The following is a 20,580-nucleotide window of genomic DNA, read 5'->3' as shown; positions in this document are numbered from 1 at the left end:
TACTCTCCTATCCTTTCAGTTGTTTCAATTCGTGAAGGTCAATAGTTTTACTTGTCCTTGATATGACTTTAACGATCGCTAAAGCAACAGCCGCTTCAACTGCAGCGATTGTTATTGAAAAGAGAACAATAGGTTGTCCTTCGATCCCTGGAACGTAAAGATACCTCGCAAATGCTAGAATATTTAAATTTGCGCTGTTCATAAGCATTTCAATCGAAAAAAGGAGTCGCATTGCATTCCTTTTAACAGAAAGCCCATATATGCCAATTCCAAACAAAATCATTGCAACGATTAAATAATAAATTAAAGGTATCATTTTGCTTCCTCTTCTTTATCTTCGACTTTAGCTAAGGTTAGTGCTCCCAATAATCCAGTAAAAAGTACTAATGCTAGAATCTGAAGCGCAATTCCATATTCAATTACTATTGACTGGGCAATTCGGCTGACCGACCAATCAAAGGGTGCTTCAGAAGGTGTAAGACCCCATGCAGGAGTTAATAGATACAAGACACAGATGGAGACGATCAACATGAGTGAAGCAATAGCCCCCGCAATTAATTCTGGAGTTATTTTGAAAGCACGGTACATCCATCTCTCTCTTGGTACTACCATAATTGTAAAGAGAATTAGCACAACAACAGCACCTATATATACTGAGATCTGAAACATCGCTAAATACGTTGCATCTAAGAGGATGAAAAGCCCTGCTAGACCTAAAAACATCACTCCTAATGAGAATGCGCCATAAATAATCTCATGTGATTCTAATGCAATGATTGCGCTAATGATCACCACGATTGAAATGACAATAAAAATGAATTCCGTCGTGAATAGATAACTAATCTGCATGAGACACACCCCTACGGGTAAAAACTATTTCATATCGCCCTTCTTCTTCAGATGGCTTTTTAGAAAGTTGTTCAGGTGTATAAACTAAGTTTTCTTTATCATAAACTGACAATTCGTATTTATGAGACATAGTTAAACAATTTGGAGGACATACATCTACACAAAAACCGCAAAAAATGCATCGTTTATAGGAGATTTGGGGATATACCTCCTCCCGCTTTTTCTTTTTAGGAGTTTTTTCATCATTTCCTGCCTTTTCGGGAATTTCTTCTTGTTGTGCATTTTTGACAAGTAAAACCATTGTGATAGCTTTTGTGGGGCATATTCTAAAACATGCTCTGCAATGAATACAAGTTGGAATGTCAAGAATATGTCTTCCGAGAAAGCGCTCAGCCATTTTGAGTTTCTGGTCGGGATATTTCACCGTCATTCTGCTTTTAAAGAGATGTTTAAATCCTGAATAAATCGCTTTTATTACCATCTAAAGTACCCCCAACAGAATCAATTTTACGGCTACAGCCCATATTATACTCACAAATGAAAGGATGAGAAGGCGTCTCCATCCAATTTCCAATAAATCGGACAACCTTACACGAGGTAAAACTCCTCTTAGAGCTATAATGATTAAAGCAACAATAAGAGTTTTCGTTAAAAACCAAAAAGCAGGGTACATAAAAGAAGGACCTATCCAGCCTCCTAAAAACAACGCGGTAAACATCGCTGAGGCAAAATACACTTTTGTGTACAAGGAAAGCATTATAAGTCCAAAAGTCATTCCAGAATACTCTGTCATCCACCCCATTACAATCTCAGATTCCGCTTCTGGTAAATCAAAGGGAATTCTTTCCAATTCTGCTATCATTGAAATTATAAATACAAGCGCGCCTAGAGGCAGAAGTAGGATAAACCAAAAGGTAGATTGAGCTTTTACAATGGAGACAAAGTTAAGTGATTCTGCTAAAAGCACAACTCCAAGTGTTGAAAACCATAGAGGTACTTCATAAGATATCTGTTGAAATAATGCGCGAATACCTCCCAAAAATGGATATTTTGAGTTTGATGCCCATCCTGCCAATAGTGTTAAAATGGGAAACATCGCTAAAATCGCAAAGGTAAATAACAGAGAAACATCTAAGTTGGATATAACAGCAGTTTCGCTTAATGGGATAACAGTAAGCGTGGTTGCTGCTAGGACCACAAGTATAATTGGCACGATTTGGAAGAATTTTTTATCTGCTTTTTCGGGAATGATGGTCTCTTTAAATAGCAACTTCACAAAGTCTGCAATAGGCTGAAGAATGCCTGCGATGCGACCTGCATATTGAGGACCAACTCGAAGCTGCATTTTTGCAAGAAACTTTCTTTCCAACCAAATAAGCTCGCTCACGGTTATGAGGATGGTAAAAATCCCTGGGAAAAGTAAAATTTTGAAAAATAATTCGGATTGTAGCACTCCGAAGATAAACATAAGTAATTGCCGAAGTTCGGCAATTTGAATACTATTTATGATATTCTCGATATTATTTACGATATTCATTATAACCTACCTATCTGCATCTGGAGGCCAATAATCCAGACTCCAGTAAATAGTTGGCATATCTGCTAACATGGAACCTTTCATTAACGAAAAGCCTGGAAGATTTCGAAAAGAAGGTGTCGACATTTTAAGGCGATACGGTTTGGCACTTCCATCGCTGAGAATATAGCAGCCTAATTCGCCTCGGGCAGCTTCTACTCGTGTAAACGCTTCTCCTTCTGGAACTTTTTTTCTTGCCTTAACTCGGAAATCTCCATCTGGTAAATGTTCAAGCGCTTGCCTGATAATAGAGGAACTAATTTCCATTTCTTTAAATCTGATTATAGATCTTGCGTAAGAGTCTCCTTCGGTAAATACGGGAACCTCGAAATCTAATTGATTATATGATGAATAAGGTATATCCTTTCGTATATCTCCCCGTATGCCAGAGCCTCGAAGTGTAGGGCCAGTTACTCCTAGATTAATTGCATCAGCCCGACCAAGTACACCAATACCTTTAGTTCTTCTCTCGAAGATCGGATTTGAAAGAAAAATTGCATCATATTCCTTCAGGCGTCCTTGAAAGTAATCTAAGGTCTTCATTATTTGGTCATCAATTCCCTCCGGTAAGTCATCTCGAACGCCTCCAGGAATGATGTATGTATAACTCACTCTTGAGCCAGTAATCTTTTCAGCGATATCTATGAATATATCACGGTCTCCAAACGGCCACATAAACATAGTCGAATGTCCAAGAAAAATGCCCATAATTGAAAGCCAATACAGATGACTCATGATTCGCGACAATTCACACATGATAATTCGAATAAATTGTGCTCTAGGTGGAATCTCTATACCTAATAATTCTTCGATAGTCATCGCGTAAGCTAAAGTAACTGATGAAACATCTGGCAAGCATTGTCTTTCAATCATTGGTACATTTTGCAGATATTCTCTAGTTTCCGCAATTTTTTCAGCGCTTCGGTGAACAAATCCTGGATCAGGTTCTGCATTGAGTATAATATCTCCTTGCAATTCAATTTTCATGCGGAGATGTCCACTTCCCGAATGTTGCGGTCCTACGCTAAAGTAAAGAGATGACATTTTTGATCATTATTCCTCCAATAGAAAATCTTTCCTTAAGGGATATTGATTTTCAGGCCACTCATCATAGAGAAGAAGCCGTTCAAGTTTTGGATGCCCCTCAAATTCGATACCAAATAATTCCCATGTTTCTCTCTCGTGCCACTCTGCACTTTTCCAAATTGAAATTAGAGAAGGAGTATGAGGCGTTTGCCGGTCAACTGGTATTTTAAGGATCAGCAGTAGAGGTAAATGTCCATCTTCGGATATTGAAGAAACATGGTACACTACTACAAATTTATTTTCTTCTGGATAATCTATACCCGAAACGGAAACGACGTAATTCAGGGCGTACCTTTCCTTCAAAAACTGGGCGATTTCTACTACGTTTTCTTTTTCGACGGTCATTAGAATCCTTTGCTGTCTTAATAGTTCCAATGTGCCGATTTTTCCACCAAATTTATTTTTAAGCTCGTCAACTATCTTCGTATTATTCGCCCTTTGTAATGTTAACACGCCCCTTTCGTATTTTATCTTGTAACATCAAAACTCCTTCGGCTAATGCTTCAGGTCTTGGCGGACAGCCTGGTACATATACGTCTACTGGTAAAATTTCGTCTACACTCTTGATTATGTTATATGAATTGTAGAATAATCCACCACTGATAGCACATGCCCCCATCGCTATAACATAACGAGGACTAGCCATCTGGGAATAGATCTTCTTTACACGTTTAGCCATTTTTTTTGTAACAGTTCCTTCTATTATAAGCAGGTCGCATTGCCTTAGAGACCCGATAGGAAGCATTCCCATTCGTTCAACATCAAATCTTGGACACGATGCCGCACCAAATTCTACAGAACAACACGCGGTAGTCAGATGAACTGGCCAAAGCGAGTATAAGCGTGACCAGTTGACGAAATACCGAATTGGTTTTAGTCCATTTACTACTTTTTCCGCTACGCTGCGTAAGATTCCTACAAATGCATTTCCTACTTCAGACATCTATTTCCAACTCTCTTTTTTAGCTGAATAGTATAAGGCATACCCAAGTAGAAAGGAGAGCACTAAAATGAATATAATAACTGGCAGATGATCTTCAAGAGTAAAAACGCTAAAGGCAGCTGCCCATGCAAACAAAAACATTGAGGTTACATCGAAAATAAGAAACATTAAGATATAGGGGTAATATTGCATAACAAATTGTGCCCTCCCTTCCTCACCCCCAATTAACTCTTCTCCGCATTCAAAAGGAGCTGTTTTCATCGGATCAGGGTTTCGGGGACTTAATATCCGAGAAATAATAAGGGCAAATATGAACATCAAAGCTACAATTACTTGAAAAATAAGGATGGGTATAAATTCTTCTACCGCCATCTTTATACACACTTGCAATTTTACAGGGAGTGGCTGTAGAACAGATTAAGTGCCTTTATCTATTTTTGTCAAATAATTTGTGGGCGATAACGATAAACATTTGCAGAAAAGAGTGAATTATGCAAAAAAATTGCACGAGACTGAAATAAGTATATCGTGCGCGGAAATTTAAATAGAGATATTTATTTCCCTAAAGAAAATGTAAGATTGCTTCGTATTTGGAAGATATCAAGAACTTATTCTAAAAGTGTTTTAGAACTCCTTCCAGTTATCTCTTCAATTTCAACTGCACATACTAAAAACTCCATTTGTGATAAGATTTCCAAAGAGATGTCTTCCTCTTTCATGCCAATAAATGCCTCAAATGAAAGTGTACCCACGAAGTTCTCTAATATCTTCCAGCTTAATTCTGGGTCTTTAAAAAGTCTAGCGGTACCATAGACGATCACTGAACGCCAAGAGCCATCTTCTTCCCATTCATCTATAACGAAACAAATTTTTGGATTTTGTTTTAAGGCATCAATTTTTTTCCCAGGAGCGTTAAGGTTAAAATAAAGTTTCCCATTCATGTAAGAATAGCATATTGGGACTACGTATGGCATATTCTTGACAGAAAGAGCTAGATGCCCTATCATATTTAATTTTAGTACATCCAAAATCTCTTCCTTTGGCATCTCTGACATATAATCACTCACAATCTGCATGCAAAGTGGGCGCAAGTAAGTACTCCCACATTTTTAACTGTTTTTGGTCTCTTGAAATATTCGATAGATTTGTTTATGATTCTTTATTCCAATATTCCATCAAAGTAGGGAAGAAAATTTCTGTATCTTTATAAAAAATGCATTATTGTTGCATGAGTTATTTTAATGCTGAGAAATGGTGTTCCTACCCATATTTTTTTATTTTTAGACATATCTTTGTCATTTACAAGATAAAGAGAACACTTTAGACCTATTCCACTAGAACATATTTTGCGCGTGTAGTAATAACACAGGGGCAAAAACATGATTCGAAATGAGAGAAAATGGACTTATGAATTAATTGTTGAAAAGATTCCTCCCTTCAAATGGTTGCCTCGTCACTTCGATGTCCTGGCACAATTAATAATCATGGCAATTGTTGGCACTATAATAAACATCATTTTTCGTTTATCAGCAACGGTGCTGTTTTACGGTCTATTGGTAATTTTTGTTGTAATTTTATGGAGTGCTATTGCAATTTATTACGGTCCAGCCCTTAGAAAATTACATCCTCCTATCAACTCTATTGAGAAAACAACCTTTGAGAAATATCGACAGCAGATGTTTGACTCTAAGATAATACTTACAATTGGCTTGCTTATCTTCGGTGGTGGAATATTCTATTTCTTAACCCCTAATTTTGGATTAAACTCGTTTAGTGGTTGGCTAGATGGTAATTTAAATCCAGTTTTATTGATCTTTGTATTCATTCTTTGGTGGGATGCGGCTTATCGAGCCGGATTAGGTCTTTACACATCAAGCCTAACCTTTTTTAAGAGTATACAGCTTTACAACGCAGCAAAATTAAGGGGACCTTTGGAATACATGCCTATGGTCAATATAAGGACCTTCATAAAGGTAAGTTTAGCAAATCAATTATTCGGAACAGTGGCACTTCTCCTTCTACCAATATTCAAGGATGATAGGCTACTCCTCTCCGTTACAATTGGTTATTTTATTTTGGTTATTATGTTAGGCACTCTAGCTATAGGAGTTGTGGACGCTATTCCAAAACTTCCTCCTCATGTTCTTAAGCTCCTAAGAAATTCAGATTTTGCATATGTTGGCACTGTCGTGCCATTTAAGTTCACCCATGTTACACCTGTGATCTACGTATTTGATGGTCGGTCGTTATATTTCGCTACGTCTAAAAAATCCCAAAAGCTTAAAGATTTGGAGAAAAACACAAAGATCGCATTTTTAGTTGACCACAGAGATCCTAATGAGAGTTATAACAATCAAGCATTATTAATTCATGGACGAGGAAAAGTCTACAACTTTATTGAAACATTGATTCAAGGCATTCGCATGTTAAGAGCTAGACATCTCTTTACAAAAAAATACCCGCGCTATATGAGTGCGTATAAGAAGAAAGACAAAGAGGTGCCTTTAGCATGGAAAACAAAACCATTCATCAGTCGAAAATTAGTTAGAGTGGATCCCGATAGAATGGTTTACTGGCATGGAGTTAAAATGATTGATATTAGTGCAGCATTATAAGAGGCGAAAAACATGGAAAACATGACCCAACAAAAAATTCCGAAAAACATGTTAGATTTATTGGAAAACGGCACCTTTGCATATCTATGTACCACAGACAAAAATTGGATGCCCCACATCGCCACGATATTTTATATATTTGATCTAAAGACACATGCGATTTACTTCATTACTTCTCCCACATCGAAAAAATATCGAAACTTGCTAAATTATCCAAGACTTTCTTTGACCGTAGATAGGAGAGATATTCAAAATCCGTTCAATAATGAAGGACTCCTTGTGAGAGGAAAAGCATTACCAGTATATCAATTTTGGTCGCCAGAGCTAAAATTTACTTTAAATGCGATAGAACAAGACCAAAGAGGTTCTAATTTGTTCACGAGTTATATTAAACGAAGATATATTTCCCGTGAAGATTATAAAGCGTCAGAAACTATTTTACGTATACTTTCATTATTCCAAGAAAAATATCCTCAATTCCTCGCATCTCCAGGTCGAGATGTGGAGGTAGTGGCAGGTGGCTTAGAAAGAGTAATGATAGAACTACACATGATAAGTATTTCTTACTGGCGAGGTCCGAAATTTAAAAAATTTAAAATGTCATCTTGATCGATAAGAGACTTAAACATTCTCAAGTCATCCCGTTATTATGTAATTCTCTATTATTTTAAACGAATTAATGAATGCATAATGAAAGCATCTGGAAAAATAGTTGTTATAGAGCCATTTCTTCTTTTTCCTGCAATTTTTCTCTTGAGCCTTGATGATTTCATAGACTCTTTGAAATTCCTCAAACCTTGTATATGATGATTGATATAAGTTGAATTCGATATTTTCCAGGGTCTGAAACCCCTTATGATTAACCTCCAGCAACTGGAGGAAATATAAGGACTTCATCGCCGTTTTTAAGTGATGTATCAAGTTTTTGCAATGAATTAATGTTATTTCCGTTTACCATGACTACCCAATGATGTTTAAGCTGATTAGAATTAGGATCCATAATTTTTTCGCGAAATCCATTTCCAAATTTTCTAAATAATGTTTCTAAGAGATTCTTAACTTTAGAATGTTCATCCAGTTCTACTGATAACTCTTTTATTCCTAAAAAATCTCTTAGCATTGCCAACGGCTTAACATGAACAGCAATCATATTCTTTATCCCTCCTAAGATTTTTGAATTGTAATTTTATACTTGTTCCCTTCAATACATTCAACGCTAATGATTTTCCCTAAGTTTTGTGCCATAACACTTTTTGGAACATTATCGACTGATGGAAGGTAATCTACGATTACTTCTAATATTCCTGAATCCATTTCTTCCAAATATGTCTTGGTCAGAACAAAGGTAAATGGGCATTGATAGCCTTGTAAATCAATTACCTTTCGCATATTTTCTTGGTTCATTAAAGCCCTCCTTTCAGATTATCTGTCATTAGGTAATTCACACACATCATAAGATTCGTAATCATAGTTATTAACTAAATCAACCGATAAATCACTACAAGCCTTACAATTTCGATCTTTGGCTATATTCACAATAGTTGAAGACATTGAAAGCACATCAAAGATAAGCATGCGTCCAGTCAAAAGATCTCCTATACCCAATAAATATTTTAACGCTTCGCTAGCTTGTAAAGAACCAAATAATCCTGTTACCGCACCTAGAATACCCGCTTCTTGGCATGATGGAATTAAACCTGGTGGTGGAGGATCTGGAAAAATACAACGATAACAATTTGAATTGCCTGGGACGACAGTTAATAATTGTCCTTCAAATCTCAATACTCCAGCAATCGTGAATGGCTTTCTTAAAGAGACACATGCATCATTTATTAAAAATTTCGTTGCAAAGTTATCAGATCCTTCTAATATGAAATCAAATTTGTCAATTATTTGATAAACATTTTTCTTTGTTATTCGATCTTGAATCGATGTTACTACCACATCTGGGTTAAGGGCTTCCAATTTTTCTGTTGCAGAAACTGTTTTTGGCTTACCAACATCATTTGAAAAATGGAGAATCTGGCGTTGTAAATTTGAGATATCCACTTTGTCCATATCTACAATTCCAACCTCTCCAACGCCTGCTGCTACCAAATAGTATGCGGCGGGAGACCCTAATCCACCAGCACCGATAATCAGTACTTTAGACTCAAGTAGTTTTTTTTGTCCTTTTGCCCCTACGTTTGGCAAAATGATTTGGCGGCTATACCTTTGTAATTGATCCATTGTAAACTCGAAGGAAAGCTGGGTCAAATTGCACACCTCAATTAATTATTCGTATGACAGTGGCATATAAACCTTTGTATAGTGCTATTGTTGTTGCTGGACTTAATGTAAACGCAAACGTTATTTTAAAAAAGCAAATTTTAGGAATCATGATAATGCTGAGAAATGTGCTCATCAGAGATATCTAAACTCATTACGTCAATCCTAAACTAAGAGCATGAACTATTAAGACTGCCAAATGTCCCTGCGTTAAAATGTAAATCAAATAAGGCGCAAAAAAAATTTAAAGGGTTCTGATTCTTTAGACGTTGCTTTGTTCTTTTTTCACTTTCTGTTGATAGTATCTTACAATCTCCTGTGCATTCCTCTCTAATAAATACCTCTCATTACTTCTTATCGGATTATTCCTGAGGTCCAGCACTTGGAGGTTACTGAGAAGCTCCAACTCTCTAATCTCTTTAATCTTATTCCAACTAAGTACCAGTGTCAGAAGGTTAGTAAGAGGCTCTAATCCCCTAATTTCCTCTATTTGATTGCCTCCAAGATCTAGTATTTGGAGCTTAGTGAGATTTTCTAATCCACCAATTTCTTTTATTTGATTACCACTGAGATCTAGCTCTCGGATGTTAGTAAGTGTCTCCAAAGCCTTGATCTCTTCTATCTGATTCATCTTAAGTGACAATATTTTTAGACTAGTGAGACGCTTCAATCCTCTAATCTCTTTAATCCTATTCCAACCAAGCGCTAGTGTTTGAAGATCAGTGAGGTATGCTAATCCTTTAATTTCTTCTATCTGATTTCGCTCAAGGTATAATTCCTTAAGGTTAATGAGGTGCTCCAAACCCTTAATTTCTTCTATCTGATTGCTAATAAGTTCTAGTGTTTGGAGTTCTGTAAGGTTCTCTAACCCCTCGATCTCTGCTATCCGATTTAAACTAATATGGAGTTTTTTTAGACTAGTGAGATGCTCCAATCCTTTAATCTCTTTTATCTGGTTGTCCCAAAGAAAAAGTTTTTCTAAGCGAGTAAGTGTCTCCAGTCCCTTGATTTCTGTAATCCGATTTTTCCAAAGGAACAATTTTTTTAGATGAGTAAGCTTTTCTAGCCCCGTGATCTCTTCTATCTGATTATGACTCAGATCTAGTTCTTGGAGAGATTTTAGATTCTCTAAACCCTTAATCTCACTGATATCAGTAATTTCTTTTCTACTAAGGTCGAGGATATTATCTCTTACATTATATTTTTCTCCTCTAACTGTCACAAAATTTTTTGTCATAAGTTTCATCGCCTATTATAAAAGTATATAACAAATATGAGCTACCTCAAGCAAAATCATCGAGGCTTCCTGCTTAGAGCTGTTGCTAATTTATGGTAATCTTCCCATTATTTCTTCCGTGACTATCTTTTTCTTGAGGAGGTATTCCATAGTTCCCATACTCGCATATTTTGGGCCAGAGATCACTTTAGAAAAAGCATCTATTATGCGATCTATTCCTGGCATATATATGAGTCGATGTAGTATATTTGGCGCTGCTTCTAAGTAACTTGGTATTTCGGAGCCGATTAATATAGCTTTGTCCTCTCCAATTGAAAGAATTGCCTTTGGAAAATCTGTTGTATATTGTATGACATGAGTAAAGGATGGTTTGTGACCATAAGCGATCAAACCTATGTTTTTAGCAACAGTCTTAGCTTCTTCTAAGGCTTCAGCAGCCATTTTTTGGGCTATTGTTCCATTAATTTTTATAAAAGCAGCGTCTCCAATTGCAAAAGAGTCCGCACTTCCTTTTATCAATAATCTTTCATCAACCTCAATATAACCTTTATATAAGTTTGCGCCAATAATTTTGGAGGTAATTTCAGGGCTCTGAACTCCAGCAGCCCAAATTGTTATATCTGCTTCAACAGTGCTACCGTCTTCGAGAATGCATCTTTCTTTCTCTATTTCTTTTACTCCTTTCCCTAATAGAAAGTTTGTGCCACGTGAAATGAAATATTCATGTGCGATCTTTCGAGCTAAATCGTTGTTGTACATGGGCATTATTGAGTTCATTTTGTCGACTACAGTAACTTTACCATTCCTATTTTTGATCTTGAAAAAATCGAGTAGTTCAGCCACAATTTCTAGACCTACAAATCCTGCTCCTACAACTACAATGTTAGGGTTTTCCAAATCCAATTGTATCAGTTTTTCGTGAATATTTATAAAATCAGATAGAGTATGAGCTGGAAGCGCAAGATTTGCTCCTATAACATTAAAAAAGTTAGGTTTTACACCTACGGCCACGACCAAGACATCATAAGTTTTTTCCTTTCCATTAACTTTTAACTTTTTTCTATTTAAGTCGATGCTTTCAACATTGCCCACTGTTAGCTCAAAATCCCATTGTCTAGAAGCATTTTTAAGATCATATGAAAGTTCTTCGACTTTTATTTTTTCACTTATGATCTCTGCGCATCCTATTATATTCTCAAAGTACTTTTTATTAGTTATTAGTTCAATTTCTATATTTTCAACCTTTCTAAGTATTAGCTGTCTTAAAGTCTCTGTCCCACCATAGCCTCCGCCAATTATTACTATCTTCTTGTTCATCCAATCACCCAAATAATTTTACGAAAATATATATTCTTTTTAAATTTTGATTTTAAAAAATCCAAATACTTTTTGCTTTAATTCCAATTTGATTCTAGTGGTTTGTTTAAAGTGAGTTACTATGCTGTAATATGTGTCAAGTGGTTATTATGTGTCCTTTATTTCAATTAGTCTTTGATTAATTAAAAAAAGGACGAATTCCTGTAAAATAAACTACGATATCATTCATTGCATGTATGCGTTATTTCATCGCCAACTCAGGACGATATTATCAATTCGTTTACTCGCTTCCTTTCCTAGGATAACTTTTAACAATTTTAGCTGCTATAATCTGCGCTTTAATAGCGTCTTCAACTGTTAATGGCTTTTTTCCTTGAATAATGCATTCTATAAAGTATAAATCGTTTTATGTCATCTCAATAAAAGAATAACCGAAAATATCAAAGAACAGAGAATCACAAAAATGCATCTAAGAATCTATTTTTGTTTCCATTTTTGTGGTACCATCGGTTTATATCCCTCAAGATCTAAATACACGTGTTTATATCCTAGATCCTTTAGGTGTGTAACTATTTTATTTATTGTTTCGTTATCAAATAGTTTATCAAATTCATTATGTCCAATTTCTATTTTAGCAAAATCATCATAGTCACGCACACGTAAAACACGAACGTCCTTTAAAACTTCCCGAACAAACTTTTCTGCCTTCCCTACGCGAAATATTTTTTCTTCGGTAATTATTTGACCATAAGGTATTCTAGAGGAAAGACATGCTAAAGGAGGCTTGTTTGCAAAAGAAAACCCACGAGATTGTGCAATTTGTCTTATTTCTGGTTTTGTAATACCGGCCTCGGCTAAGGGGCTTCTGATTCCCAATTCTTTTAATGCAACATAACCAGGTCTATGTTCTTTCAATTCAGAGGCGTTAGTTCCATCAATAATAAGGTCTGCTCCTTCTTGAGCCCGAAACTCACTTAAAACTTCAAATAACGCTTTCTTACAGTAATAACACCTATTCTCTGGATTTTTTGCAAATTCTGGATGTGCTAATTCGTCAACTTCTATGATGATATGGGTGATACCCATTTCTTCTGCAATTCTCTTCGCATCTTCGATTTCGCCAAGTGGAACAGTTTGTGAGTTAGCAGTGATAGCTAAGACTTTTTTAGCAACATCTTTTGCCAATAAAGCAATTGTCGAACTATCCACTCCTCCAGAAAACGCTACAACTACCGTCTTATCTCGCAAGATATCGTAAACACGTTCAATCTTTTCTTCAAGCATCTTAAGTTACACCTCTCTACCATATATGACACTGGAATACAATATAAATAAGAGTTTCGACATAAGCAAATTTAGAAATTCTAATAAAAATCTTAAAATCTTTCATAATTAGAAAGAACTCATTTACAGCACCGAAAATATCATTAAAAGACGATTGACTAAGGATAAACTTCATAACTTAAATTACTCAGTCTGTTATTATTTTCCAATGTTTTCCACAGTTTTTTGCAGTACCTTCTTTAGAGAAATGCCCTACTTCCTTTAATCGATTCTTCTAAATATGGCTCATTAGTACTTAAAAGCCAACAAGATCTAGAAGAAAAATGTAAAAATATGTTGAAAGAATGAGTCCGAATTTGATTATCCATTCAGCATCCTACGATCTATTGAGTCTTATGAAGCCTTTGGAGAGATATCTTTCCAAGATTTCTTGTTATGTTAACATCTGCGTGAAAATTGTAATCTGTTATCTTTTATTAAGGAGATAGAACATTCATAAGGCAACATGTTGCTTGAAATACAAATTCGAAAGAACATTTAGTTTGAAGTTCTAGTTATCAAAAAAGAGGAAGACAAATTAGAAGATTCTACAAGACAACAAAAATCATTTTGACTTCATTTGTTCAAATTCTATCTCTGCTTGGATTTCGTGAAGTTGAGCTCGCAACTTCGCCTCATGTGCCTTTTCTTGTTCTATCAACAAAGAAAACAGCCTTTGAGTGTTCTCAGTTATTGCTTTCAGAAATGCTTCAGTGTAATAGCGCATAGAGGCTTGTTCACGAGCGATAGCAATTGTGATTATTTCCTTCATTTCTTCCAACTCTTTTATTTTACTAGACATACGCACACCTCATTTGTTATTACTTAAAGAATTAGTTCTCATATTAATGCAAGCAGATCCTCGATTTGCAATTTCTATTTCAGTTTCTTTCGTTCCGCTTCTATAATTGATTGGATTTCGTTAATATGACTTCTAATCTTTATCACATGTCCTTTCTCTTCTTCTAACAAGGTCCAAATCATTTTTTGGGCCCTTTCGGTCGTCGCTTTTTGGTAGATTTCCGTATAATAGAGTACAGTACTTTGTTCGCGGGCTAAGGCGATGGACAATATTTCAGCCATTTCTTCCAACTCTTTAATTCTTTTCGACAAATTCACACCCCTAATGTAATAACTCTAGGAATAGACTATTTTGCCTCCATAGTGACCAAGAATTGTAGCTATCGGCACTAAACTCCATATTAAAGCCAAGTAAATGTAACTTAAGTTAGTGATTGCCATTAGGATGTTCGGATTCAAAGTTCGCCATGTAAAACCTGCTGTGATGATTGAGATTAACAAAACAGTATATACTATTTTGCGAACAAAGGTTTTAGTCCTTCTCCCTTCGTAAGTGACTTTCCAACTGAAGACGCCCGAGAGTGCACACGGAGGACCAGTCAAGAATCCCACTATAAGCATATAATACGAGGCTGCTTCAAAAGTGGTTTCGCCTGTGAAAGCATAAAGAAGAGTTAATAAAGAAATAACGATAGAATATGCAATAGAAAAATGAACTACTATGGGATGAAGATGTAATCCCTCCAGTCTTTGTACAAGTTTCTGCCTAGTTTGTCCCTCCACAGTTAACTCACCGACAATAGGAAATTGCACGAAAACCATTTCGTCGTGAGGAGCGTTTATCATTCCCGGAGTTAAATCATCTCCAGCGAAGTGGCGTCCTGCATGCTTTCCGTCTTTCCATAAGCTACTGTTTGAAACGTCATAGATTTTTCCTTTATAGGCTACATAAGAAGGTCTGCCTTCTTTGCCGTCAAATTGCTTCAATTCCGAGATTGTGAAGCGTCTTAATTCTTTTTCTATCATTTTTTAGCCACCTAGCGTGGAGTTTTACCAAGGATATTTATTTAATTATTTGAATTCTCATATTACCCTATGCGGAATAAAAATGTTGACTTAATTACACTACTATTATGTTAGTTTGTTCGATCTATTAGGATTACAGTTAATTCAAAAAGAATTTAAAAAAGTAAATGAAAGGAAGGTGCATCAGTCCTTCATCAAATACTCATTGGTTCATCCGGTCTGTTCAAGAAAAATATCTAGTCATTCACCAGTGAGTATATACTTAGCATGAAGGTTCTCATTTATTCTGATAGCAAGAGTCATAAGCGATGTTCCAGAAGTTTCTTCGTCATGTCAAGGAAGATTATGCTGGCTATAATCGGATAGACCCAGATCCATCTCGGAAATAGAAACAGTGCTAGATTGAACATAAATCTTCTCCCAATTAATATGGGGATCAATAGATCTGTCAATCCCAGGAATAATAGTCCTATAAAAATTAAAGCGCACAAACTGAAGTATGTTATACTGAAATAACTTCTAGGACTCTGCAAATCTATAGAAGCAATGTTAGAAATTCCTTTGCGAAAACAAATATCTTGTTCAAATTAAGTCGTAGCTGATCTACATTCTTTGCAAAGTCCATAAAATTCCGTTCTGTGATGAGTAACAATTAAACCAAGTTCTTCTGCAAGTTGTTGCTCTTTCGTTTTGTCAATTTGCTCTTCTATATCTATGATCATTCCGCATTGTTCACAAATAAAATGAGAATGATCTGCAGATCCTATCTCAAATTTTCCTGGCGATCCTCCAGTATGTTCTAATTCATAAATAAGCCCTAATTTTTTTAAAAACTTCAGATTTCGGTAGATTGTGCCCATACTAATTTTTGTATGTCGTTCTCTAACTCTGATATAAATTTCGTTGGCACTGGGATGATCTGCCTTACGTAATTCCTCAAGAATAATTTCTCTTGGTTTCGTTAGGCGGAGGTTTTTTTCCTTAAACTGATTTTCTATATCGCGCCAGAACTCAGATACTGAAGGATTATCATTCTTGTTCTTTTCCTTTTCCTTTTTCGACAATTGATATCTCCACACTTTGACAGCTAGTCGAGATTCATTTGAAATTTCATCAAGATACTCTAGAAGAGTTGAATACATTGCTAGACTTTTCTTTTAGAACATGATGATGTCATATCTTAATTTTCTTTTCCTTGATATTCCTCTAAGGATAAGGTTATATAGGTAATAGTAATAATAACTGTTACTATTAAGGCTGAACACTAAACGTCACTTATATTGTAAGATAATCAATTGTAGAGTCGAATAAGGAGTTCAAGTTATTCAAAAACCAACATTGGAGGAATAAAATTGAGTAAAGACCAAAAGAAAGCAGAAGAAGACGAAAAAAAACTGAAAAAAGCAGTAAAGGAGATTGACTGGGGAGAATTGTACGATGAAGATGCAGAATAAAGAACTTCATTCTTTATAGAAGTTCTTTCATGCTTTTCAAACATATTTTTTTTATTGTTTTTGTTTTTTCAAAAAATACGTTTTTTAAAAATCCATTAGAGGAGGAAAGAACAATTAAAACCACCACGCAAGAAAATTTAATATCGGCTTTTGCAGGAGAGAGCCAAGCACATGTGAGATACTTGTACTTTGCGAATATCGCAGACAAAGAAGGTTTTCCAAATGTTGCAAGGCTGTTCAAGGCGGTTGCATATTCTGAGCAAATTCATGCACATAAACATTTTATGAATTTAAAGCACTTGAACGATGGCTTTTTAACTGTAGCTCACGCGCCGTTTGGTCCTGGAAATACGTCTAAGGCATTGGAACATGGGATAATGGGTGAGGAGTACGAAATCTCAGAAATGTATCCCGCATTTCTAAAAATTGCAGAATTCCAAGAAGAAGAAGGCGCCCAGTTCACCTTTAATTGGGCACTGCAGAGCGAAAAAGAACATGCAAAACTGTTTAAAAGAGCAAAGGAATCAGTTGATAAAGGGAATGATGCTCCATTCGGTCCAATTTATGTCTGTGAAAGATGCGGCTTTACAGCTGAGGGAGAAGTACCAGATGTATGTCCTGTGTGTAATGCTCCGAAGGACGAATTCAAAGAGTTTTAGCAACTTTTTTTAATCTATTTTTTTCTATGTCGCTAAAAGAAGAAGAGATTTCCTCAGCTCAATATGCAAGGCAAGAGTTACAAAGATCTCTTTTAATTCTATCATTATCATTTACATGTTCAATTACTGCCTGTATAAGTGGATCTTGTGATACAACGTATGAGTTGCATAGGCTGAGTTCTAATATCCCGAACTCGACAAGACGATCTAATCGAGATTTAACATCAGTTTGAAGGCTGAAAAATCTAGTTAAAGAATCCTCGGTGTGTATATGATAATCGTACCATACCATATGGTTTAAAAGACACAGATTTTGCTTGACACAACTTTCTAAATCAAAGATATTATGAATTGTCATTGCAATCTGTTTGTATTATTCTTATCAACGTTTAAATAGTTTATGCATGTATTATTTTCGATAATGCCACTATATTGGTTTTCCATTAAAAAAAAATAATTTCCGTTGTAAAGTAAACTTCATTAGGAGAAAGTGACGTAATGTTCGATTGTTATAATCACTTTTTCTTTTAATCGAACTAAGTCTTTTTTTTCATAGTACTTCTCAAGTACTTAATCTAGTAATCCTAGCCTTCTAGGACACTCCTTAATCGTAAATTAGTGATGCGCCACCACAGATATATGAAGATTGTGACGACTAAGACTACTAGGAACGCAAAAACATGAGTTAATAGTGAAAACACTATGAAAATGAAGATATCCATGAAAAATGTAGTAACACGAAGGATTCTAAACGCTTTATTGGAACGGATATAGAATAGAATTCGTTGATCAATCGGGATATGTCTTTCAGTTATTTTGTCATGAATTTGCATTCGATTTATAACACAAAAGATATTTAAAACGCCAAGCATTGCAAACAGCATGACTATAATATCTGGATAGGGTGTAAAATTAAAAAGAAATGAGTTGATATCTTTGGCAGGGTAAAAGTCAGACCCAACAATTAAGGAATGCAACCCCATAAAACTAAATCCAGCAAACAAGCTGAAAAAAACTGTGTAAAGTCGCGCATCTTTACGTTCATCCTCTAAAAAGGCCTCTTTTTCAACGTCACTCCAAGTTTGATATTCTTGAGGAATCATATCATATCTTTTCACATAAGAAGCCCCCAATTAAAGACTATCAAATTTAACTTGAATATCTTCTTTAAGCTTTGTTCTTTCGGCAAGTTGCGATTTTAACAATGAAATTGAATCGACAGGCGTTGGATCAGTTCCATAAAGAATTGCTAGATAAACACTTGTAAAGTCTCCTATATATGTAACTGAAAACATTTTTGCGAGTACTCCTTCACCTCGTGCCATGATTTCAATAACCTGCTTTTTCTTCTTTAATATAATCTGATCTCTTGAAATTTCTATTCTAGCTTTGATTGCTGGCGGTTCGTCGGGGTCACGAATGAGGATGGGATAAAACGGCTCTATCAGTTTCTCATCAGCAGCCTCCCAGCCCATGATCTCGTTATGGTTTAATTCCGAAAAGACCGCCGGAAATGCAAGGATTTTTGTATTCTCATTAAATTGGGATTTTAAGCGATATGCGACACCATCAAAGAATGTATGCCCATAAATTAGGGGGATCTTGTTATAAAGGCAAATAGCAATTCTTTTTGCAAGATTATCTATTATTAGAGTCTCAGGTTTTAATTCGTCTTTAAGTTCTTTAAGGACTTTAACAACAGCTAAAGTTTCCTTTTCAAAACTAGGATGAATATTCAATTTTTCTAGAACTATTAGAAGTGGAAAGAATAAATAAGGAAGCGATGCTCTCGGTGGAAGGCCACTCGGAAGTTTTACATATGGCAGACCGAATTTTAAACAGAATGCCTCAAGTATGCCTCCAGAAGTAAGTGTTACAACTGGACATCCTTTTTCTATTGCATCTAGAAAGCAGCTTAAAGTCTCTTCAGTATTACCAGAGTAACTAATTAAAACCACTAAAGTGTTTTCATCAGCATAAGGCGGCAAATTATAATCACGATTTGATTCTACAGGAATCTTAACATTAGCGTATCGTAAGAATGATCTCAAGAAATCAAAAGAAATTGCAGAACCACCCATACCCACACCGATGATTTGAGAAAAATTATAGTATTTTAGCTTTTTACCTTTGATTTCTATATCTGATGGAATCACTAAATTGCGTGCTCTTTCAATCGCATCTTGAATAAATTCTGGGACTTTTTTCTGTAACTCTAACATACCAGATTTATCAATCTTCTTAATCTCATTAAGATTATCAAGTATATCCGCCTTTTTACCTAAATCATTGAGCATTTATAATCCTCCTAATGATGAATTGTTCAATCCTCAAAGAACATAAATGTTAGGTTCTAATTACCTCGTAATTTCTTTATGAAACTTAAGAGATATTAGTATTATATTATCTAAGAAATGAATTACATGTGTTCTCTGTTTAGAACGGTAAACTGGTGATGTTGATGCATACTACAAAAGCTATTGACTTTTCTGAAATCAAACTAATCATCTTTGATCTTGATGGTACAATCATACCACTTCATAAGCGGTTTTATGCCGTCTGGACTGATACTTTGACTAAGTTCAATCTTCCAAACATTTCGTGGGACGATTTTATGCAACGAATCGAAGAAGACTCGTTAGAGGAAACTATTGATCAATCACTACACAAAGCGTTTCAGAAAACCTTCTTAAGTGAATATTCGCAATACTGGTCTCCAGACGATACAATAATCCCTGGAGCTAAAGAAGTTCTTATCCAATTAAAAAACAAAGGTTTTTCATTGGCATTAGCAACGGGCAGGATTTCAAGCACAGCGGAACTTGTTAATGAGATGAAACATTATGAATTAGATCACTTTTTTGAGGTATTGACCCCTCAGAAAGCTGAAGATTTCAGGTTAGGAGCTTTAGTTCCAAAAGAAAACCAGATTAAATATATTCTTGAAAAATTGAATATTTCTCCCTCACAAGCAGTTATGGTGGGAGATTATGTCACTGATATTCGTTCTGGAAAAGCAATGGGACTAAAGACGATTGCCTTACTTTCAAGTAGAGTTTCAGTAGAGATCATTGAAAAGGAAGAGCCAGATGTCATCCTTGAGAGTATTAATGATCTACCAGAAGTCATTTTTGACTGAACCCTATTCCATATAATATAATCATAAAGGACTCGAATGGAAAAAACAAGGAGGTAAAATATATGGTAAAGAAAATTGCTCTGTTTGCTTTTAATGGAGAGCCAATGTGTTTTGCACATGCTTTGCTAAATACATTAGACATGAAAGAAAAAGGATACGCCATAAAACTGATCATAGAGGGGACAGCTACAAAGCAGATTAAAGAACTCTCGGATCCAAACAAGTTATTTGCAAATCTATATGAAAAAGTAAAGAAACTGGGATTAGTTGACTGCGTCTGCAAGGCG

Annotated in this window: 26 protein-coding genes and 1 pseudogene; 5 read left to right on the top strand and 22 right to left on the bottom strand. The window is 35.6% G+C overall.

Annotated features, from left to right (window positions below):
- Window positions 1-7: 7 nt before the first annotated feature.
- The 9 genes from nuoK to QVB70_RS11135 all read right to left on the bottom strand — a co-directional run bounded on the left by nuoK (window position 8) and on the right by QVB70_RS11135 (window position 5,509).
- Complete coding sequence (nuoK, locus tag QVB70_RS11175; protein WP_287586159.1) at window positions 8-316, bottom strand: NADH-quinone oxidoreductase subunit NuoK; 309 nt, start codon at window positions 314-316, stop codon at window positions 8-10.
- Window positions 313-849, bottom strand: coding sequence for an NADH-quinone oxidoreductase subunit J (locus QVB70_RS11170; protein ID WP_287586155.1), 537 nt, complete (start codon window positions 847-849; stop codon window positions 313-315). Before QVB70_RS11170 ends, nuoK begins: the two co-directional genes overlap by 4 nt.
- Window positions 839-1,330: an NADH-quinone oxidoreductase subunit I gene (locus QVB70_RS11165; protein WP_287586153.1), complete on the bottom strand. Its 492-nt coding sequence runs from the start codon at window positions 1,328-1,330 to the stop codon at window positions 839-841. Before QVB70_RS11165 ends, QVB70_RS11170 begins: the two co-directional genes overlap by 11 nt.
- A complete protein-coding gene (gene nuoH / locus QVB70_RS11160) occupies window positions 1,331-2,386 on the bottom strand; it encodes an NADH-quinone oxidoreductase subunit NuoH (RefSeq protein WP_287586150.1) in 1,056 nt (351 codons plus the stop codon).
- A gap of 6 nt (window positions 2,387-2,392) precedes the next feature.
- Window positions 2,393-3,469 (bottom strand): NADH-quinone oxidoreductase subunit D, encoded by a 1,077-nt coding sequence (locus tag QVB70_RS11155; RefSeq protein ID WP_287586148.1) that lies wholly within the window; start codon window positions 3,467-3,469, stop codon window positions 2,393-2,395.
- 9 nt (window positions 3,470-3,478) lie between these two features.
- A complete protein-coding gene (locus QVB70_RS11150) occupies window positions 3,479-3,964 on the bottom strand; it encodes an NADH-quinone oxidoreductase subunit C (protein WP_287586145.1) in 486 nt (161 codons plus the stop codon).
- Window positions 3,939-4,454, bottom strand: coding sequence for an NADH-quinone oxidoreductase subunit NuoB (locus tag QVB70_RS11145; RefSeq protein WP_287586142.1), 516 nt, complete (start codon window positions 4,452-4,454; stop codon window positions 3,939-3,941). Before QVB70_RS11145 ends, QVB70_RS11150 begins: the two co-directional genes overlap by 26 nt.
- Window positions 4,455-4,826 (bottom strand): NADH-quinone oxidoreductase subunit A, encoded by a 372-nt coding sequence (locus QVB70_RS11140; protein WP_287586140.1) that lies wholly within the window; start codon window positions 4,824-4,826, stop codon window positions 4,455-4,457.
- A 236-nt stretch (window positions 4,827-5,062) separates the two neighbouring features.
- Entirely contained in the window at window positions 5,063-5,509 is a 447-nt protein-coding gene (locus QVB70_RS11135) for a pyridoxamine 5'-phosphate oxidase family protein (protein WP_287586138.1), read from the bottom strand.
- Between the two features lie 324 nt (window positions 5,510-5,833).
- On the opposite strand from QVB70_RS11135, the gene QVB70_RS11130 reads away from it, so the two are divergent.
- Entirely contained in the window at window positions 5,834-7,069 is a 1,236-nt protein-coding gene (locus tag QVB70_RS11130; protein WP_287586137.1) for a pyridoxamine 5'-phosphate oxidase family protein, read from the top strand.
- Between the two features lie 12 nt (window positions 7,070-7,081).
- Window positions 7,082-7,678, top strand: a complete 597-nt coding sequence (locus tag QVB70_RS11125) for a pyridoxamine 5'-phosphate oxidase family protein (RefSeq protein ID WP_287586136.1) — start codon at window positions 7,082-7,084, stop codon at window positions 7,676-7,678.
- A 250-nt stretch (window positions 7,679-7,928) separates the two neighbouring features.
- Here QVB70_RS11125 and QVB70_RS11120 read toward each other — a convergent pair whose 3' ends face one another.
- The 10 genes from QVB70_RS11120 to QVB70_RS11075 form a co-directional block, all read right to left on the bottom strand.
- Window positions 7,929-8,219, bottom strand: a complete 291-nt coding sequence (locus QVB70_RS11120) for a ubiquitin-like small modifier protein 1 (protein WP_287586134.1) — start codon at window positions 8,217-8,219, stop codon at window positions 7,929-7,931.
- Between the two features lie 14 nt (window positions 8,220-8,233).
- Window positions 8,234-8,473, bottom strand: a complete 240-nt coding sequence (locus tag QVB70_RS11115) for a sulfurtransferase TusA family protein (protein WP_287586133.1) — start codon at window positions 8,471-8,473, stop codon at window positions 8,234-8,236.
- Window positions 8,474-8,491: 18 nt separating this feature from the next.
- Window positions 8,492-9,298: a HesA/MoeB/ThiF family protein gene (locus QVB70_RS11110; protein ID WP_287586132.1), complete on the bottom strand. Its 807-nt coding sequence runs from the start codon at window positions 9,296-9,298 to the stop codon at window positions 8,492-8,494.
- A gap of 301 nt (window positions 9,299-9,599) precedes the next feature.
- Window positions 9,600-10,574 (bottom strand): leucine-rich repeat protein, encoded by a 975-nt coding sequence (locus QVB70_RS11105; protein WP_287586131.1) that lies wholly within the window; start codon window positions 10,572-10,574, stop codon window positions 9,600-9,602.
- Between the two features lie 90 nt (window positions 10,575-10,664).
- The gene (locus QVB70_RS11100; RefSeq protein WP_287586129.1) at window positions 10,665-11,891 is read right to left on the bottom strand and encodes an NAD(P)/FAD-dependent oxidoreductase; all 1,227 of its coding nucleotides are present in this window, start codon (window positions 11,889-11,891) and stop codon (window positions 10,665-10,667) included.
- A 477-nt stretch (window positions 11,892-12,368) separates the two neighbouring features.
- Complete coding sequence (gene larE, locus QVB70_RS11095; RefSeq protein ID WP_287586127.1) at window positions 12,369-13,175, bottom strand: ATP-dependent sacrificial sulfur transferase LarE; 807 nt, start codon at window positions 13,173-13,175, stop codon at window positions 12,369-12,371.
- 604 nt (window positions 13,176-13,779) lie between these two features.
- The gene (locus QVB70_RS11090; RefSeq protein ID WP_287586124.1) at window positions 13,780-14,016 is read right to left on the bottom strand and encodes a ferritin family protein; all 237 of its coding nucleotides are present in this window, start codon (window positions 14,014-14,016) and stop codon (window positions 13,780-13,782) included.
- A 74-nt stretch (window positions 14,017-14,090) separates the two neighbouring features.
- Window positions 14,091-14,327, bottom strand: a complete 237-nt coding sequence (locus tag QVB70_RS11085) for a hypothetical protein (RefSeq protein WP_287586121.1) — start codon at window positions 14,325-14,327, stop codon at window positions 14,091-14,093.
- Between the two features lie 24 nt (window positions 14,328-14,351).
- The gene (locus tag QVB70_RS11080; RefSeq protein WP_287586118.1) at window positions 14,352-15,041 is read right to left on the bottom strand and encodes a DUF2231 domain-containing protein; all 690 of its coding nucleotides are present in this window, start codon (window positions 15,039-15,041) and stop codon (window positions 14,352-14,354) included.
- A 587-nt stretch (window positions 15,042-15,628) separates the two neighbouring features.
- Window positions 15,629-16,105 carry a Fur family transcriptional regulator gene (locus tag QVB70_RS11075; protein ID WP_287586116.1) on the bottom strand — a complete coding sequence of 159 codons (477 nt, stop codon included), beginning with the start codon at window positions 16,103-16,105 and terminating at the stop codon, window positions 15,629-15,631.
- Between the two features lie 419 nt (window positions 16,106-16,524).
- Here QVB70_RS11075 and QVB70_RS11070 point away from each other — a divergent pair, with 419 nt between their 5' ends.
- Window positions 16,525-17,154 carry a rubrerythrin family protein gene (locus QVB70_RS11070; RefSeq protein ID WP_287586114.1) on the top strand — a complete coding sequence of 210 codons (630 nt, stop codon included), beginning with the start codon at window positions 16,525-16,527 and terminating at the stop codon, window positions 17,152-17,154.
- Between the two features lie 58 nt (window positions 17,155-17,212).
- Here the strand turns inward: QVB70_RS11070 and QVB70_RS11065 are convergent, their stop codons facing one another.
- The 3 genes from QVB70_RS11065 to QVB70_RS11055 all read right to left on the bottom strand — a co-directional run bounded on the left by QVB70_RS11065 (window position 17,213) and on the right by QVB70_RS11055 (window position 19,451).
- Window positions 17,213-17,512 (bottom strand): hypothetical protein, encoded by a 300-nt coding sequence (locus QVB70_RS11065; RefSeq protein ID WP_287586113.1) that lies wholly within the window; start codon window positions 17,510-17,512, stop codon window positions 17,213-17,215.
- A gap of 226 nt (window positions 17,513-17,738) precedes the next feature.
- Window positions 17,739-18,272: a hypothetical protein gene (locus QVB70_RS11060; RefSeq protein ID WP_287586111.1), complete on the bottom strand. Its 534-nt coding sequence runs from the start codon at window positions 18,270-18,272 to the stop codon at window positions 17,739-17,741.
- A 15-nt stretch (window positions 18,273-18,287) separates the two neighbouring features.
- On the bottom strand, window positions 18,288-19,451 hold the full coding sequence (locus QVB70_RS11055) for a bifunctional phosphoglucose/phosphomannose isomerase (protein ID WP_287586109.1): 1,164 nt from the start codon (window positions 19,449-19,451) through the stop codon (window positions 18,288-18,290).
- A gap of 164 nt (window positions 19,452-19,615) precedes the next feature.
- Between QVB70_RS11055 and QVB70_RS11050 the strand changes: the two genes are divergently transcribed.
- Window positions 19,616-20,293: an HAD family hydrolase gene (locus tag QVB70_RS11050; RefSeq protein WP_287586107.1), complete on the top strand. Its 678-nt coding sequence runs from the start codon at window positions 19,616-19,618 to the stop codon at window positions 20,291-20,293.
- A 62-nt stretch (window positions 20,294-20,355) separates the two neighbouring features.
- Window positions 20,356-20,580 (top strand): annotated as a pseudogene (locus QVB70_RS11045) (cytoplasmic protein); the annotation flags it as partial.

Source organism: Candidatus Borrarchaeum sp., from assembly GCF_019058535.1.
Taxonomy (GTDB): Archaea; Asgardarchaeota; Sifarchaeia; order Borrarchaeales; family Borrarchaeaceae; genus Borrarchaeum; species Borrarchaeum weybense.
The sequence above is the reverse complement of the archived record's forward strand: the minus strand, read 5'-3'. Positions and strand labels throughout refer to the sequence as shown.